Source organism: Nocardiopsis moroccensis, from assembly GCF_055763695.1.
This window is the reverse complement of the sequence record NZ_CP199747.1, coordinates 433,957-448,387: the sequence shown is the minus strand read 5'-3', so window position 1 is coordinate 448,387 and position 14,431 is coordinate 433,957. Positions and strand designations below refer to the sequence as shown.

Sequence of the window (14,431 nt, the reverse complement as noted above, 5' to 3'; positions counted from 1 at the left end):
TCCCGGTACGGAAGGCAGAGCGATATGGCGCGAGGTCGCCGAGGCAGGCGCAGGACGAGCGCTCGCGAACAGCGCTCGGACCGTGAAGGACGGCGCGGCAGGGTGCCACTCGTGGCCGGTATGGTCGCGGTCCCCGTGGGACTGACCCTGGCCGGGGCCCTGGTCCTCACCGGGCTCGGCGAGGAGCCGGACCCCGCGGACGGCACGACCGCTGCCTCCGGTGGCGCCGGCAGCGGGCTCGGGGGCACCGCGGCCGACGACTCCGGGGTCCCGGACACAGAGCCCGAGGACGATTTCTTCGCCACACCCACCAGTGCTCCTGACCCCGCCGAACCGCGGGGGGACAGCGCACCGAAGAGCTCCAGCGTCACCGGCTCCTCCGCCACGGAGGAGTCCGCGGGGTCCGACGAGCCCGAGGACTCCGCCGACGGCGAGGGCGGCCGAGGTGGCGGCGGCAACGGTGGCGGGAACGGTGGCGGGGGCCGCGGAGGCGGCGGCCAGTCCACCGGTGGCTCCTCGTCGACCTCGGCGGTCGTGAACCTGGTCAACGACGAGCGCGCATCGAACGGTTGCGACCCGGTGCACGTGGACGACCGGCTCACCAGCGCCGCCCAGGAGCACAGCGAGGACATGGACGCCCGCGACTACATGGCCCACGAGAGCCCCGAGGGCGAGGGGCCGGGCGAGCGCGCACGGCGGCACGGCTACGACGCCTGGGGGGCGGAGAACGTGGCCAAGGGTCAGACCAGTGCCGAGCAGGTCATGGACGCCTGGATGAACAGCCCCGGCCACCGGGCCAACATCCTCAACTGCGATCTCGAAGCCATCGGGGTCGGTGAGTCCGGCCACGCCTGGACCCAGAAGTTCGGTTACGAGTAGCCGGAGGGCGTGCCGTCTCCGCCACCGCCGCGACGGCTAGAGTGCGCGGTGTGAGCATCGAGATCCGTCCCGCGGGCCGCGCCGACCTCTCGCGGGTTCTCCGGCTGCTCGGCGAGAGGCACCCGGAGGACCCGCCGATGCCTGAGGCGGAGGCCGCCCGGGCCTGGTCGGAGATCGCCGGCCAGGACGGGCGGACCCTGCTGGTGGCCCAGAACGGTTCCGGTGAACTACTGGGCACGGTGGACTGCTTGGTCATGGCCGACCTCGGCCGTGGCGGACGGCCGCGCCTGGTCCTGGAGAACCTGGTGGTCGCCGAGGCGCACCGCCGCCGAGGCGTGGGTCGCATGCTGCTGGCCGCCGCGCGGAGCCTGGGCGAGCGGGAGGGCTGCCACAGGATCCAGTTCCTGGCCGCCGAGGACGCCTACGTGCACGCCTTCTACCGCTCCTGCGGGTTCACCCCCGGGGAGGGCGGCGGATTCTCCCTCCACCTGTGACCCTGGGGCACGGGACGGGGCCCGCGACGTGTGTCGTGGGCCCCGTCCGCTCAGTGCCAGGGATGCCGGGCTCCCGTGCCAGGGGTACCGGGTGGTGGGTCAGGCGCGGCCGATGGCGCTGCACACGGCCTTCAGGGAGGCGGTGGTGATGCTGCTGTGGATACCCACGCCCCACACCGTCCTGCCGTCGATCTCGGCCTCCACGTAGGCGGCGGCGCGGGCGTTGCCGTCCTCGCCCATGGAGTGCTCCACGTAGTCGATGACCCGGACCTTGACGTCCACGTCGGCCAGCGCGTCGCCGAACGCGGAGATCGGGCCGTTGCCGGTGCCCTTCAGTTCGCGGATCTCACCGTTGACACGGGCGTCGGCCTCGATCGTGTACGTGCCGTCCTCGGAGGTGCTGGAGCGGTGCGCCAGGACCGCCACCGGGCCGCGCTCGGCCAGGTAGGTGTCGGAGAAGATCTCCCAGATGCGCTCGGCCGGGAACTCGCCGCCCTCGGCGTCCATGAAACTCTGGATGACCTGGGAGAACTCGATCTGCAGCCGGCGCGGCAGGTCCAGGGAGTGGTCCCGCTGCATGACGTAGGAGACGCCGCCCTTGCCGGACTGGCTGTTGACCCGGATGACCGCCTCGTAGTTGCGGCCCACGTCCTTGGGGTCGATGGGCAGGTAGGGCACGTCCCAGGGGTAGTCCTCGACCTGCTTGCCGGCCTCGGCGGCGCGGGCGTCCAGGTCGGTAAAGCCCTTCTTGATGGCGTCCTGGTGGGAGCCGGAGAAGGCCGTGTAGACCAGGTCGCCGCCGTAGGGGTGGCGGGGCGCGACGGGCAGCTGGGTGCAGTGCTCGACCGTGCGGCGGATCTCGTCGATCCGTGAGAAGTCGATCTTGGGGTCGACGCCCTGGCTGAACAGGTTCATACCCAGGGTGACCAGGCAGACGTTGCCGGTGCGCTCACCGTGCCCGAACAGGCAGCCCTCGACCCGGTCGGCCCCGGCCATGACGGCCAGTTCCGCCGAGGCCACGCCGGTGCCGCGGTCGTTGTGCGGGTGCACGGACAGGACCACGTGCTCGCGCCGGGTCAGGTTGCGGCTCATCCACTCGATCTGGTCGGCGTAGACGTTGGGGGTGGCGCGCTCGACGGTGGCGGGCAGGTTCAGGATGATCTCGCGGCCCGGGCCGGGCTGCCAGACGTCCATGACCGCTTCGCAGACCTGCAGGGCGAAGTCCAGCTCGGTGTCGACGAAGATCTCCGGCGAGTACTCGTAGCCGAAGTACTCGGTCTCGCCCAGGTACTGCTCGGCGAAGCGCATCACGTGCCGGGTTCCCTCGACGGCGATGTTCTTGCAGGCCTCGCGGTCCACCCGGAACACCACGCGGCGGAAGGTGGGCGCGGTGGCGTTGTACAGGTGCACGGTGGCGCGCCTGGCGCCGACCAGGCTCTGCACGGTGCGTTCGATCAGGTCCTCACGGGCCTGGGTCAGTACGGAGATCTGTACGTCGTCGGGGATCAGGTCGTCCTCGATCAGCGACCGGACGAAGTCGAAGTCGGTCTGGCTGGCCGAGGGGAAACCGACCTCGATCTCCTTGTAGCCCATCCGGACCAGCAGCTGGAAGATCTCGTGCTTGCGCGCGGAGTCCATCGGCTCGATCAGCGCCTGGTTGCCGTCGCGCAGGTCGGTGGACAGCCAGCGGGGGGCCTCGGTGATGGACTTCGAAGGCCAGGTGCGGTCGGGCAGGTCCACCGGAGCGAAGGGCTCGTAACGATGGAAGGGCATGGGGCTGGTCTTCTGCTGCGGCACCATAGCGGTGTGGCTCCTCGGGAAATTGTGGCGCGTGATGTCGTGGTCGACACGGCAAGCCGAAGTCCCGCGGCGAGGGGCCGACCGTCTAACGATCCCCGCCGCGGCCACTAAGGAGGAGCAGCTCGCGCAGCATAACGATTGTCACGCTAGCAGACGCCGGGGAAAATCCGGTACCCGATGTCCACAGTATGGGACGACCCCGGCTTGGCCTGCGACGACTGCGGAGCTTTCGGCCGATTTCAGATGATCGTTCAAAACGGGTACCTCGACTTCAAGATATAGCCGTTGGCGGTTACCCTGGAGGGGAACCCTTCAGTGCTAGGGGGGTCATACGGATTCCGTCGGCGGGACCCAGGGTGCGGCCAACACCCGAGGCCGGCGTCGCCGCGCAGAGCAAGCCACGTAAGCCGCGCCGACGCCAGGCCGGTACCGCCGACGGAAATCCTTCCTTCACCCGCGAACGCCCGACCCCACTGGGGCCGGGCGTTCCTGCGTCGGCCCACCGGGAGTCCGAACACAGCCGCAGCGGCACCCCTCCTCGGGACACCCCCCGCCTCGACCGCCTCCGGGCGCCAGCGCAAGGGAACCCGGTACCGAATGGCCACATGCGGCCACGCTGGGTGTGCGACCGGTGACAGAAAAAGCGGGCTTCACGTGGCAAGGCCGCCAAACTAGTCAGAATGCTTCCATGGCTACGCAAAGTTAGCCATATTGACAGGTTGCGGCGTCCCGATCTCCAATATCGCCACGTGTTCGAAGCCTCACCCCCGCTCATGGAGGCATCGTGGACCACCCGTCCCCCGCTCCCCTGCTCAGAAGAACCCTCGTCCCCGTGGCCGCAGGCGCGCTCCTGCTGAGCACCCTGGCCACCGGCAGCGCCACCGCGGAACCCTCGTACGACCTGTACGAGATCACCGGCGTGCACACCGCCCAGGAGCGCTCCGAGATCGCCGCGACCGGCGTGGCCATCGACCACGTCGGTGAGGACTCGGTGCTGGTCACCGGTTCGGTCGAGGACGTGGCCGAGCTCGACGACCTGGGTTACGCCCCCGACCCCTTCGACGTCCCCGGGACCTTCGCCGGCCCCGACCCCGGGTACACCACCTACCCCGAACTGCTGGACATCGTCGACGAGGTCGTCGCGGACCACCCCGACCTGGCCTCCCAGCAGGTCTACGGCCAGTCGTACGAGGGCCGCGACCTGGTGGCGGTCAAGATCAGCGACAACGTGTCCGTGGACGAGGACCAGCCCGAGGTGCTGTTCGTCCACTCCCAGCACGCACGCGAACACCTGACCGTCGAGATGGCGGTCTACCTGCTGGACCTGCTCACCGACGGGTACGGCGACGACCCACGCATCACCGAACTGGTCGACAGCCGCGAGATCTGGATCCTGCCGAACGCCAATCCGGACGGCAGCGAGTACGACATGGCCGGCACCAGCTGGCGGGACTGGCGCAAGAACCGCCAGCCCAACCAGGGGTCGTCGGCCATCGGCACCGACATGAACCGCAACTGGGCCCACAAGTGGGGCTGCTGCGGCGGTTCCTCCGGCAACCCGAGCAGCCTCACCTACCGGGGCTCGGCCCCCGAGTCCTCCCCCGAGGTCGCGGCGATCGCCGACTTCGTCCGCGGCCGCGCGGTCGGGGGCGAGCAGCAGATCACCAGCGCCATCGACTTCCACACCTACAGCGAGCTGATCCTGTGGCCCTTCGGCTACACCTACGACGAGGCCACCGAGGGGATGACCCAGGAGGAGTACGACACCCACGAGGCGCTGGGCACGTACATGGCCCAGGCCAACGGCTACACGCCCCAGCAGTCCAGTGACCTGTACGTCACCGACGGCTCGATCAACGACTGGCTGTGGGCCGACCAGGGCATCGTGAACTTCACCTACGAGATGTATCCCCGGTCGTGGTGGGGCGGCGGCTTCTACCCGCCCTCCTCGGTGATCGGGCGCGAGACCTCCCGCAACGAGGAGGCTGTGCTGCGGCTGCTGGACTACGCGGACTGCCCCTACCGGATCATCGGTGAGGAGGAGGCCTACTGCGGCTGACCCGCACGGCGTCCGGCAGCCGGGACGAACGGACCGAGGGGCGGCGGTGCGCCAGCGAAGAACACCGCCGCCCCTCGGGGCTGTGCGGCCCCCTCCCGCCGGTCTGGGAGGGGGCCTCGCCAGGGGGCCGGGGTGCAGGTCCGGCCCCCTGGCGGTCTGTGGGGTCCGGGCGCCGACGCGCCCGGACCGGGGTCACCCGCCGGGGACTACGCGCCGGGCAGCGGCTCGAACTCCTTGACGGCGTCGATGGCCGGACCGTGCGGGGTGTTGGCCTCGCGCTCGATCATGATCTCGACCAGGACGGGGCGCGAGGTGGACTGCGCCTGCTTGCGGGCCCACTCCAGGGACTCCCGGATCTCCCCGGGCTCCCAGACCCGGCGGCCGGAGCAGCCGTAGGCCTCCATGAGCTTGACGCTGTCGGTGCCGTACTCGTCGTAGTGGATGTCCACCTGGTAGTTCATGTCGAAGGGGATCGACGCCTGGCGGATCAGGCCCAGGTACTCGTTGTTGAGCATGATGATCACGTACGGCACGTTGTACTGCGCCGCGACCGCCAACTCCTCGACCATGTACTGGAAGCCGTAGTCGCCGACGATGCCGACCACCTCGGCGTCCGGCTCGGTGTGCTTGAGGGCCTTCTTGACACCGATGGCGGCGGGGATCTCCCAGCCGAGCGGGCCCGCCTGGCCGCAGATCTGGTAGTGCCGCGGCTTGTACGCCTTCTGGTGCTGGCCGCCCCAGATCTGGTAGAGGCCGATGGCGGTGACGAAGTAGGTGCTGGAGTCGAAGACCTCGTTGATCTCCTTGTAGACGCGCGGCGCCTTGACCGGGACGGTGTCGAAGTCCTCGCGCCTGGTCAGGGTGGACTTGAGCTCGTTGACCCGGTCGATCCACGCGCCCACCTGCGCGGTGGCCCTCCGGCGCCTGGCGGCGGCCAGCAGCTCCTGGAGGAAGAGCTTGGCGTCGGAGACCACGCCCAGGTCGGGCTCGAAGACCCGGCCGATCTGGGTGGCCTCGATGTCCACGTGGACGAACTTGCGCTCGCCCCGGTAGACGTCGATCTGGCCGGTGTGGCGGTCGGCGAAGCGCGCGCCCACGGCCAGGACCAGGTCCGACTCCAGGAAGGAGGCGTTGCCGTAGCGCTGGGAGGTCTGCACGCCGGTCATGCCCGAGTACAGGGGCGAGTCCTCGTCGAAGGAGCCCTTGCCCATGAGGGTGACCTGGACCGGCACCTGGAGGTACTCGGCCAGTTCGCGCAGGTCGTCGGAGGCCTCGGCCAGGATCACGCCGCCGCCGGCCAGGATGAGCGGGCGCTCCGCCTCCAGCAGCAGGTCCAGGGCCCTCTCCACCCGGGGCAGGTGCGGCTCGACCGTGTTGATCTTGAGTGCGGCGTCCAGTTCGGGGTCGTACTCGATCAGGTGCTGGGCGATGTCCACCGGGATGTCGACCAGGACCGGCCCGGGACGGCCCTCCTGGGCGATGCGGAAGGCCTCGCGGAAGATCCACGGGGCGGTCGCCGCCTCCTTGATCTGGACGGCCCACTTGGTGACGGGCTTGGCGATCTCGACGATGTCGACCGCCTGGAAGCCCTCCTTGTCCAACAGGTCGGTGCGCTGCTGGCCGGTGATGCACACGATCGGGACCGAGTCCGCGATGGCGGTGTACAGGCCGGTGATCATGTTGGTCCCGGCCGGGCCGGAGGTGCCGATCGCCACGCCGACCCTGCCGGTCGTGCGCGACCAGCCGTCGGCCATGTGGGTGGCGCCCTCCTCGTGGCGGACGGTGAGGTGTTCGATGCCGCCCACCTCCTCCATCGCCTTGTAGAGGGGGAGGATGGCCGCGCCGGGGCAGCCGAAGGCGGTGTCGACGCCCTCGTCCTTGAGGACCTCCACGACGGCGTTCATCGCGGGCATTTTCGCCATGGGAGCGAACCCTTCAGTGCTGGGGTGGCCGGGGCGCTCGGGGTCGGCCCCGTCTGGACGGGCCGTCCCCGGCGCCCCGGTGCTGGGTGCTAGGGGTGGGGCGGCGTTCTCGCCTGCCTCCCGGGTGGGCCAACACCCGGGGGCGAGCACGGTGCCCCGGTCATACGGACTGCTGTGGCTGTCGGTGCTGCTGGTGGTACTGCTGCTGGCGGTGCCGGTCCGGTGGGGCCGGGCCCGGCCGGGCGGGCGCTACTCGCCGTCGCGGCCGGAGAGCTGCTCGACGACCTTGAGCAGGGCGGAGTGGTCGAGGCCGCCGTGGCCCTGGTTCCTGAGCGCGGCCACGTACTGCGCCACCTGCGAGCCCAGCGGGATGGCCACCCCGGCCGCGCTCGCGGAGTCGGTGATGATGCGCATGTCCTTGTCGTGCAGGGCGATCCGGAAGCCGGGGGCGAAGTTGCGCTCACGCATGGCCTTGCCCTTGCGCTGGAGCACGGTGCTGCCCGCGAGCCCGCCGCCCAGGACCTCCAGACCGGACTCGGTGTCGACGCCGTGCGCCTCCAGGAAGACGAGGGCTTCGGCGAGGAGCTGGATGTTGCCGGCCACGATGAGCTGGTTGGCGGCCTTGACCGTCTGTCCGGAACCGTTGGGGCCGACCAGGACCGGGGTGGAGCCCAGGATGTCGAAGACGGGGCGCGCGGCCTCGAAATCGTCATGGGAGCCGCCCACCATGATGGAGAGCTTGGCCTCGACCGCGCCGGCCTCGCCGCCGCTGACCGGGGCGTCCAGAACGCGGAAACCGCGCTCGGTGCCGTCCGAGGCGAGCTCCCGGGAGACGTCGGGGCGGATAGTGCTCATGTCGATGACCAGGGTGCCGGGCTTGGCGTTGTCGTAGACGCCCCCCTCACCGCGCAGGACCTGGTTGACGTCCGGGGAGTCCGGAACCATCGTGATGACCGCGTCGACGTCGGCGACCGCCTCGGCGATGCTCCCGCCGCGCAGGCCGCCCTCGGTGACCAGGGCGTCGACGCGCTCGGGGCTCTTGTTGACGCCAGTGACGCTGTAGCCGGCGCGGACGAGGTTGACGGCCATGGGCAGGCCCATGATGCCCAGACCGATGAAGGCGATCTTACGGATGGCCATGACGGCCCCTTTCAGACTGTGTGACTGGTGTGGATGGCGCGGCCGGGGCGACCCCTGGGGTCAGTCCAGCCAGCCGAAGCTCTGGGTGGTGGGGACGGTCGGCTTGTACTCCAGGCCGACCAGGCCCCGGTATCCGCCGGCCTGGGCGGCGGAGAGGAGTTCGTCGATGGGCAGATCGCCGGTGCCGGGCTCGCCCCTGCCGGGGGCGTCGGCGATCTGGATGTGTCCGAACTCGGCCGCGTGGTCGCGGACCACGGCGGCGACGTCGTCGCCGTTGACCGCGAGGTGGAAGAAGTCGGCGAGGAGCGCGACGTTCTCGGCCCCGGCCTCCTTGACCCTGGCGACGAAGGCGAGGCCCTCGGCCGCGGTCTTGAGCGGGTAGTCCTCGGAGCCGCTGATGGGTTCGACGAGCACGGTGCCACCGACCTTGGCGACCGCCTCGGCGGCGGCGACGGTGTTCTCCAGCGCGAGGCGGTCCTGTTCGGCCGGGTCGACCCCGTCCTGGCGCAGGCCGTAGAGGGCGTTGAAGCCGGTGGTGCCGGTGCGCTCGGCGATCTGGGCGACCACCTCGGTGTTGGCGAGGAACTCGGCGGTGCGGGAGGGGTGGGACAGCACACCGCGGTCAGGGCCGGGGAGCCGACCGGCGAAGAAGTTGAGGCCGCTGAGGCGCACACCGGCGGTGTCGAGGGCGTCGACGAAGGCGTCGACCTCCTCCTGCGCCGGGGTCGCGCTCTCGAAGGGCCACCAGAACTCGACGGCGTGGAAGCCCGCGTCGCGTGCGGCCTGGGGGCGCTCGTTGACGGGGAGCTCGGTGAACAGCAGGGAGCAGTTCACCGTGTACCCGAGTGTGTGGCTCATGCGTTGCCTCCGGCATCCACTTCCGTATTGCGGAAAGTAGTTTTCACTTTAAGGAATGCCTTGAGTGTGTGCCGGACCACCACCGCTTGTCAACCACCCCGACGACCGAACCCGAAGGCGAGCAGCGGCCGCACCCGCGCCCCACCCCGCGCAAACACGACCCCCGGACCCCCGCGGGCCCCACCGGTACGCAGGAACTTCACGGTTTCTTTGTCGGTAGATACAGATTCGACTGTTTTTCTCCGATCCCCCCTTGCCAGTGTTGACAAGGTCACACTGTCATCAACTAGAGTCCCTCCAATCCGTAATACGGAATCAGCTATCTGCACTATGAAAGCCCTGGCCGGTTCGAGACCCCCCGCCCCACGGGACGGGAGGTCGGCGCGCCGGCCGAGCAACGGGAGAACACATGCCCGAGAGCACCCCGGACACGTCGGGAAGCACACCCGACCCGGGTCTGGCGCGACTGAACGCCCTGTCCCGGGAGGAGCTGCGCACCGAACTCGCGCAGTGCCTGAACGTGGACCGCTGGGTGGAGGCCGTCGCGTCCGAGGCGCCCTACGCCGACCGCGGGACCCTCCTCGCCCGGGCCGACAGCCACGCGCGCGGGATCACCGCCGAAGAGGTCGCCACCGCCCTGGACCGCCACCCCCGGATCGGGGAGAAGGCCGAGGGGCAGGACACCGAGTCGGCCTGGTCGCGCGGCGAGCAGTCGGCCTTCGCCGCCGACACCGACGACGCCTCGGCACGGGTCCAGCGGATCTTCACCTTCGCGCAGGGTGAGTACGAGGGAAGGTTCGGGCAGATCTACCTCGTGTGCGCCAGCGGCCGCAGCAGCCGCGAACTCCTCGCCGACCTGGTCGACCGCCTGGCCAACGACCGCGAGACCGAGCTGTCCGTGGTCGGTGAGGAGCTCCGCAAGATCTCCGGGCTCCGCCTGGTCAAACTCCTGGAGGCAGCATGAGCCACGTGACCACCCACATCCTCGACGCCGCCCTGGGCAGCCCCGCCCGCGACGTGCCCGTCCGGCTGGAGGCCGCCGCCGACCGCGACCGCACCTCCTGGAAGACCGTCGCCGAGGGACGCACCAACGACGACGGCCGCGTGCCCGACCTGGGACCCGACCAGCTCGCCGCCGGGTACTACCGCGTCGTCTTCGACACCGGGTCCTACTTCGCCGCGACCGGCCAGAAGGGGTTCTACCCCGAGGTCAGCATCGTGTTCGACCTCGCCGAGGAGGACCAGCACTACCACGTGCCCCTGCTCCTGAGCCCGTTCGCCTACTCGACCTACCGGGGTTCCTAGCCCGGTCCACCCGATCCCGAGCCCGAAAGCGAGGCGAACCGCCCGGCCCCACCCCGCCCGTGACACCCAGACCTCTTCGAGTGCGTGACAGGTCCTTCCGCATGACCACAGCGGTCCTCCCTCATACGCACAGCGCACCGGCGCGCATGCCGCGCACGGCGCGAGCGATGAAACCGAATCCACACGGATGGAGTTCACCCTGATGGGCATCAGACTCGGAGACAACCAGTACGGCAAGGCCGAGGTCCGCCTCGTCCACGTCCAGCGCGACACCGACGTCCACCAGATCAAGGACGTCAACGTCACCTCCCAGCTCCGCGGCGACCTGGAGGAAGTCCACACCGTCGGCGACAACGCCAAGTGCCTGCCGACCGACACCCAGAAGAACACCGTCTACGCCAAGGCGCGCGAGTGGGGCGGCGTCGGCGCGATCGAGGACTTCGCCCTGCGCCTGGCCCGACACTTCGTGGACGAGCACGAGTACGTGCACGGTGCCCGCCAGGAGGTCCAGGAGTACTCCTGGGACCGGATCGCCACCGCGAAGGGCCCGCACGACCACGCGTTCTCCCGCCGCGGCGCCGAAACCCGCACCACCGTCGTCAACAAGGACGGCGACCGGGAGTGGGTGGTCTCCGGATTCGAGGGCCTCACCGTCCTCAAGTCCACCGGTTCGGAGTTCCACGGCTACCCGAAGACCCGGTACACCACCCTGAAGGAGACCGAGGACCGGATCCTGGCCACCGACGTCACCGCCCGCTGGCGCTATGTCGGCACCGACCACGACTTCGACAAGTCCTACGCCTCGGTCCGCGCCCTGTGTCTGGAGGCCTTCGCCGAGACGCACAGCCTCGCCCTGCAGCAGACGCTGTACGCGATGGGCACCGCCGTCCTCGAAGCCCACCCGGAGATCGCCGAGATCCGCTTCTCCATGCCGAACAACCACCACTTCCTGGTGGACCTGTCCCCGTTCGGCCTGGACAACCCCAACGAGGTGTTCTTCGCCGCGGACCGCCCCTACGGCAAGATCGAGGCCACGGTCGAGCGCGATGACGCCCCCGAGGCCGGCGACGCCTGGAAGACCGTTCCGGGATTCATCTGATCCCCTGACGCCGGGAAACCCCTTCGGGTTCCGCCCGGCGCCCTTCGGAACCCTCTGAACCCCGGGGCCCGCGCGTGCGGCCGGGCCCCGGATCCCCACCTCACGGATCCGATCCCCCTCAGAGCCCGACCGGCCCCAAGGTCCCCCACCCGAGGTATTCCTCGCCTGCCCGCCGAAAGGCGGGCCACACCGGCCTTCCGCGTGCCCGGGAGCTGTGCCTCCCGAGCGTCCGGGGCCGGAGCGACACCACCGGGCAACCGCTCGGAGAACCCGGTCGCCCCCTCGGTGACCACCGATCGCAAAGGCTGGAAACTGGCCATGTCGAACAGTCCGTCCGCGAAGGACTCGGCCACAACAACTGCCACGAACCCCGCCCGCCCCGAGGACGAGAAGCTGCCCACGCGGCTCCTGCTCGTCTACGGGCTCCAGCACATCCTCACCATGTACGCCGGTGCGGTGGCACCGGCCCTCGTCATCGGCGCCGCCGCTGGGCTCGCGAACGACCCCGCCGCCATGGGAATCCTCGTCAGCGGCGCACTCCTGGTGGCGGGTATCGCCACCCTGCTGCAGACCGTCGGCCACCGGCGGGTCGGCGCGCAGATGCCCATCGTGGTGGCCTGCTCCTTCGTCCCCGTCAGCGCCATCACCGCTCTGGCCGCCGGCCAGGACGGCGAGAACCTGCCCGTCGCCTTCGGCGCGTCCATGGCCGCAGGTGTGTTCGCCCTGGTCCTGACCCCGTTCTTCGGGCAGCTGATCCGCTTCTTCCCGCCGATCGTCACCGGCACGATCATCACGGTGATCGGTGTCAGTCTGATGCCGGTGGCGGCCCGCTGGATCATGGACGGCAACGTCCGTGTCCTGGAGGACGGTTCCGAGGTCCCGGCCGCGCCGTTGGCCAACCTCGCCCTGGCCGGCCTGACCCTCGCGGTCATCCTCGTCGGTTCCCGGCTCTTCCCCGGCATCTGGGGACGGCTGTCCATCCTGCTCGGCCTGGTCGTGGGCACGCTCGTCGCGCTCCCGCTCGGCATGGCCGACTTCAGCCGGGTGGGCGAGGCGGACCTCGTGTTCAACCCCGCGTCGGTGTTCTACTTCGGTGCCCCCCAGTTCGAGGTCACCGCGATCATCACCATGTGCATCATCATGCTGGTGGTCCTGACCGAGGGCGCCTCACACATCATCGCGGTCGGTGAGATCACCGGTTCCAAGGTCGACGCCAAGCGCATCTCGGCCGGTCTGCGCGCCGACGTGAGCGGCTCGATCATCGGCCCGATCTTCAGTGCCACGCCGACCAGCTCCTTCGCGCAGAACATCGGCCTGCTCGCGCTCACCGGCATCCGGAGCCGCTACGTGGTCGCCACCGGCGCCGCCATCCTGCTGGCCCTGGGGATGTTCCCGGTCCTGGGCGGGGTCATGGCCGCGATCCCCACTCCGGTCCTGGGCGGGGCCGGGCTGGTCCTGTTCGGCAGTGTGGCCGCCAGCGGGGCCAAGACCCTGGCCAAGGTGGACTTCACCAACAACCTCAACCTGATCCTCGTCGCCGCCTCCGTGGGGGTGGCGATCATCCCGCTGGCCTACCCGACCTTCTACTCCTTCCTCCCGGAGTCGGTCGAGCTCATCGCGCACTCGGGCATCATCGGCGCGGCGATCGTCTCGATCCTGCTGAACATCTGCTTCAACGTGATCGGCCGCGGTCCCTCGCCCTCCCCCGCCGAGATCGACCAGGCGGAGATCGGCACCGCCGGTCCCGGCGAGGCCAAGTACACCGACCAGGCGGGCGCGGCCCACCGGGGCGGTGAGGAGGAGGCCGGGCACCCCGACCGGACCTGACCGGCCGGACCGACCAGGGGCGGGCGCACCGTGACCGTGCGCCCGCCCCGCTGCTGTTAAGCGGAGATGAATGGTATGCCTGTGAGGGTGAGCGACTGGGACCTGCGCAAACTGCGCGTACTCCGCACCCTCGAGGAACTCGGGACCGTCAGGGCCACGGCCGAGGCCCTCTCCATGACGCCCTCCGGCGTCTCCCAACAGCTGTCGACGCTCTCCCAGCAGGTGGGGGTGGAGTTGCTGGAGGCGCACGGGCGCCGGGTCCGCCTCACCGACGCCGCACACGTGCTGCTGCGGCACACCGACGTCGTGCTGGCCCAACTGGAGCGGGCCGAGGCCGAACTCGACGGGTTCGTGCGCGGCGAGGCCGGACGGGTTCGCGTGGGCACCTTCGCCACCGCCATCCCCTCCCTGGTGGTCCCGGCGCTGAACGCGCTGCGCGAGGCCCATCCCGGGCTGCGCACGCGGGTACACCAGGCCGAGGCCGCCGAGGTGTACGAACTCCTCGCCGCGGGTGAGATCGACATCGGACTGTCCCTGGCCGCCCAGGCCCCGACCGGCCACGACGGGCGCTACGACCGGAGCGAGCTGCTCACCGACCCCCTGGACGTGGCCGTGCCCGCCCGGCACCGGCTGGCCGGCACACCGGCGCTGCGGATGCGCGACCTCGCCGAGGAGCCGTGGATCTACGGGGCCTCGGGGCCCTGGCGGGACATCACCATCGCGGCCTGCGCCCAGGCCGGGTTCGTTCCCGAGCAGGCTCACGTGGCCTCCGACTGGCGGGCCATCCTCGACATGGTGGCGGCGGGTATGGGCGTCGCGCTGATCCCCCGCCTGGCCGCCACCGGGGACGCGCCGGGGGTCGCCCTACGCGTCCCCCACGCGGACCAGCCGCGCCGCCACGTGGTCACCGCCGTGCGCTCCGGTTCCGGCGAACGTCCACAGATCGCCCTCGCCCTGCGTGCCCTGGCGGAGGCGGCTGCCCGCCTGAGTACAGCAAGTGTTCAGCTAAAACGAACATAGTGATCAAAAACTTTCGCTGGAAGTAATC

12 protein-coding genes are annotated in these 14,431 nt (G+C 70.1%); 8 read left to right on the top strand and 4 right to left on the bottom strand.

Annotated elements, in window-relative coordinates:
• Positions 1-111: 111 nt before the first annotated feature.
• Both ACUKCB_RS01805 and ACUKCB_RS01800 read left to right on the top strand, forming a co-directional pair.
• Positions 112-879 (top strand): CAP domain-containing protein, encoded by a 768-nt coding sequence (locus tag ACUKCB_RS01805; RefSeq protein ID WP_473038709.1) that lies wholly within the window; start codon positions 112-114, stop codon positions 877-879.
• A 50-nt stretch (positions 880-929) separates the two neighbouring features.
• The gene (locus tag ACUKCB_RS01800) at positions 930-1,373 is read left to right on the top strand and encodes a GNAT family N-acetyltransferase (protein ID WP_473038708.1); all 444 of its coding nucleotides are present in this window, start codon (positions 930-932) and stop codon (positions 1,371-1,373) included.
• A 99-nt stretch (positions 1,374-1,472) separates the two neighbouring features.
• Here ACUKCB_RS01800 and leuA read toward each other — a convergent pair whose 3' ends face one another.
• Positions 1,473-3,173 (bottom strand): 2-isopropylmalate synthase, encoded by a 1,701-nt coding sequence (leuA, locus tag ACUKCB_RS01795; RefSeq protein ID WP_473038707.1) that lies wholly within the window; start codon positions 3,171-3,173, stop codon positions 1,473-1,475.
• Between the two features lie 784 nt (positions 3,174-3,957).
• Between leuA and ACUKCB_RS01790 the strand changes: the two genes are divergently transcribed.
• On the top strand, positions 3,958-5,232 hold the full coding sequence (locus ACUKCB_RS01790) for a M14 family metallopeptidase (protein ID WP_473038706.1): 1,275 nt from the start codon (positions 3,958-3,960) through the stop codon (positions 5,230-5,232).
• Between the two features lie 206 nt (positions 5,233-5,438).
• Here the strand turns inward: ACUKCB_RS01790 and gcl are convergent, their stop codons facing one another.
• The 3 genes from gcl to ACUKCB_RS01775 all read right to left on the bottom strand — a co-directional run bounded on the left by gcl (position 5,439) and on the right by ACUKCB_RS01775 (position 9,152).
• The gene (gene gcl, locus ACUKCB_RS01785) at positions 5,439-7,154 is read right to left on the bottom strand and encodes a glyoxylate carboligase (protein WP_473038705.1); all 1,716 of its coding nucleotides are present in this window, start codon (positions 7,152-7,154) and stop codon (positions 5,439-5,441) included.
• A gap of 249 nt (positions 7,155-7,403) precedes the next feature.
• A complete protein-coding gene (locus tag ACUKCB_RS01780) occupies positions 7,404-8,294 on the bottom strand; it encodes a 2-hydroxy-3-oxopropionate reductase (RefSeq protein ID WP_473038704.1) in 891 nt (296 codons plus the stop codon).
• Between the two features lie 60 nt (positions 8,295-8,354).
• Positions 8,355-9,152: a hydroxypyruvate isomerase family protein gene (locus ACUKCB_RS01775; RefSeq protein ID WP_473038703.1), complete on the bottom strand. Its 798-nt coding sequence runs from the start codon at positions 9,150-9,152 to the stop codon at positions 8,355-8,357.
• A gap of 409 nt (positions 9,153-9,561) precedes the next feature.
• On the opposite strand from ACUKCB_RS01775, the gene ACUKCB_RS01770 reads away from it, so the two are divergent.
• From ACUKCB_RS01770 to ACUKCB_RS01750, 5 genes are all read left to right on the top strand, one after another.
• Positions 9,562-10,116 (top strand): 2-oxo-4-hydroxy-4-carboxy-5-ureidoimidazoline decarboxylase, encoded by a 555-nt coding sequence (locus tag ACUKCB_RS01770; RefSeq protein ID WP_473038702.1) that lies wholly within the window; start codon positions 9,562-9,564, stop codon positions 10,114-10,116.
• Positions 10,113-10,457 (top strand): hydroxyisourate hydrolase, encoded by a 345-nt coding sequence (uraH, locus tag ACUKCB_RS01765; RefSeq protein ID WP_473038701.1) that lies wholly within the window; start codon positions 10,113-10,115, stop codon positions 10,455-10,457. Before ACUKCB_RS01770 ends, uraH begins: the two co-directional genes overlap by 4 nt.
• Before the next feature lie 202 nt (positions 10,458-10,659).
• On the top strand, positions 10,660-11,556 hold the full coding sequence (gene pucL, locus ACUKCB_RS01760; RefSeq protein ID WP_191272622.1) for a factor-independent urate hydroxylase: 897 nt from the start codon (positions 10,660-10,662) through the stop codon (positions 11,554-11,556).
• Between the two features lie 318 nt (positions 11,557-11,874).
• Positions 11,875-13,383: a nucleobase:cation symporter-2 family protein gene (locus tag ACUKCB_RS01755; protein WP_473038700.1), complete on the top strand. Its 1,509-nt coding sequence runs from the start codon at positions 11,875-11,877 to the stop codon at positions 13,381-13,383.
• Positions 13,384-13,458: 75 nt separating this feature from the next.
• Positions 13,459-14,403, top strand: a complete 945-nt coding sequence (locus tag ACUKCB_RS01750; protein WP_473038699.1) for a LysR family transcriptional regulator — start codon at positions 13,459-13,461, stop codon at positions 14,401-14,403.
• The last annotated feature ends 28 nt before the right edge of the window (positions 14,404-14,431 follow it).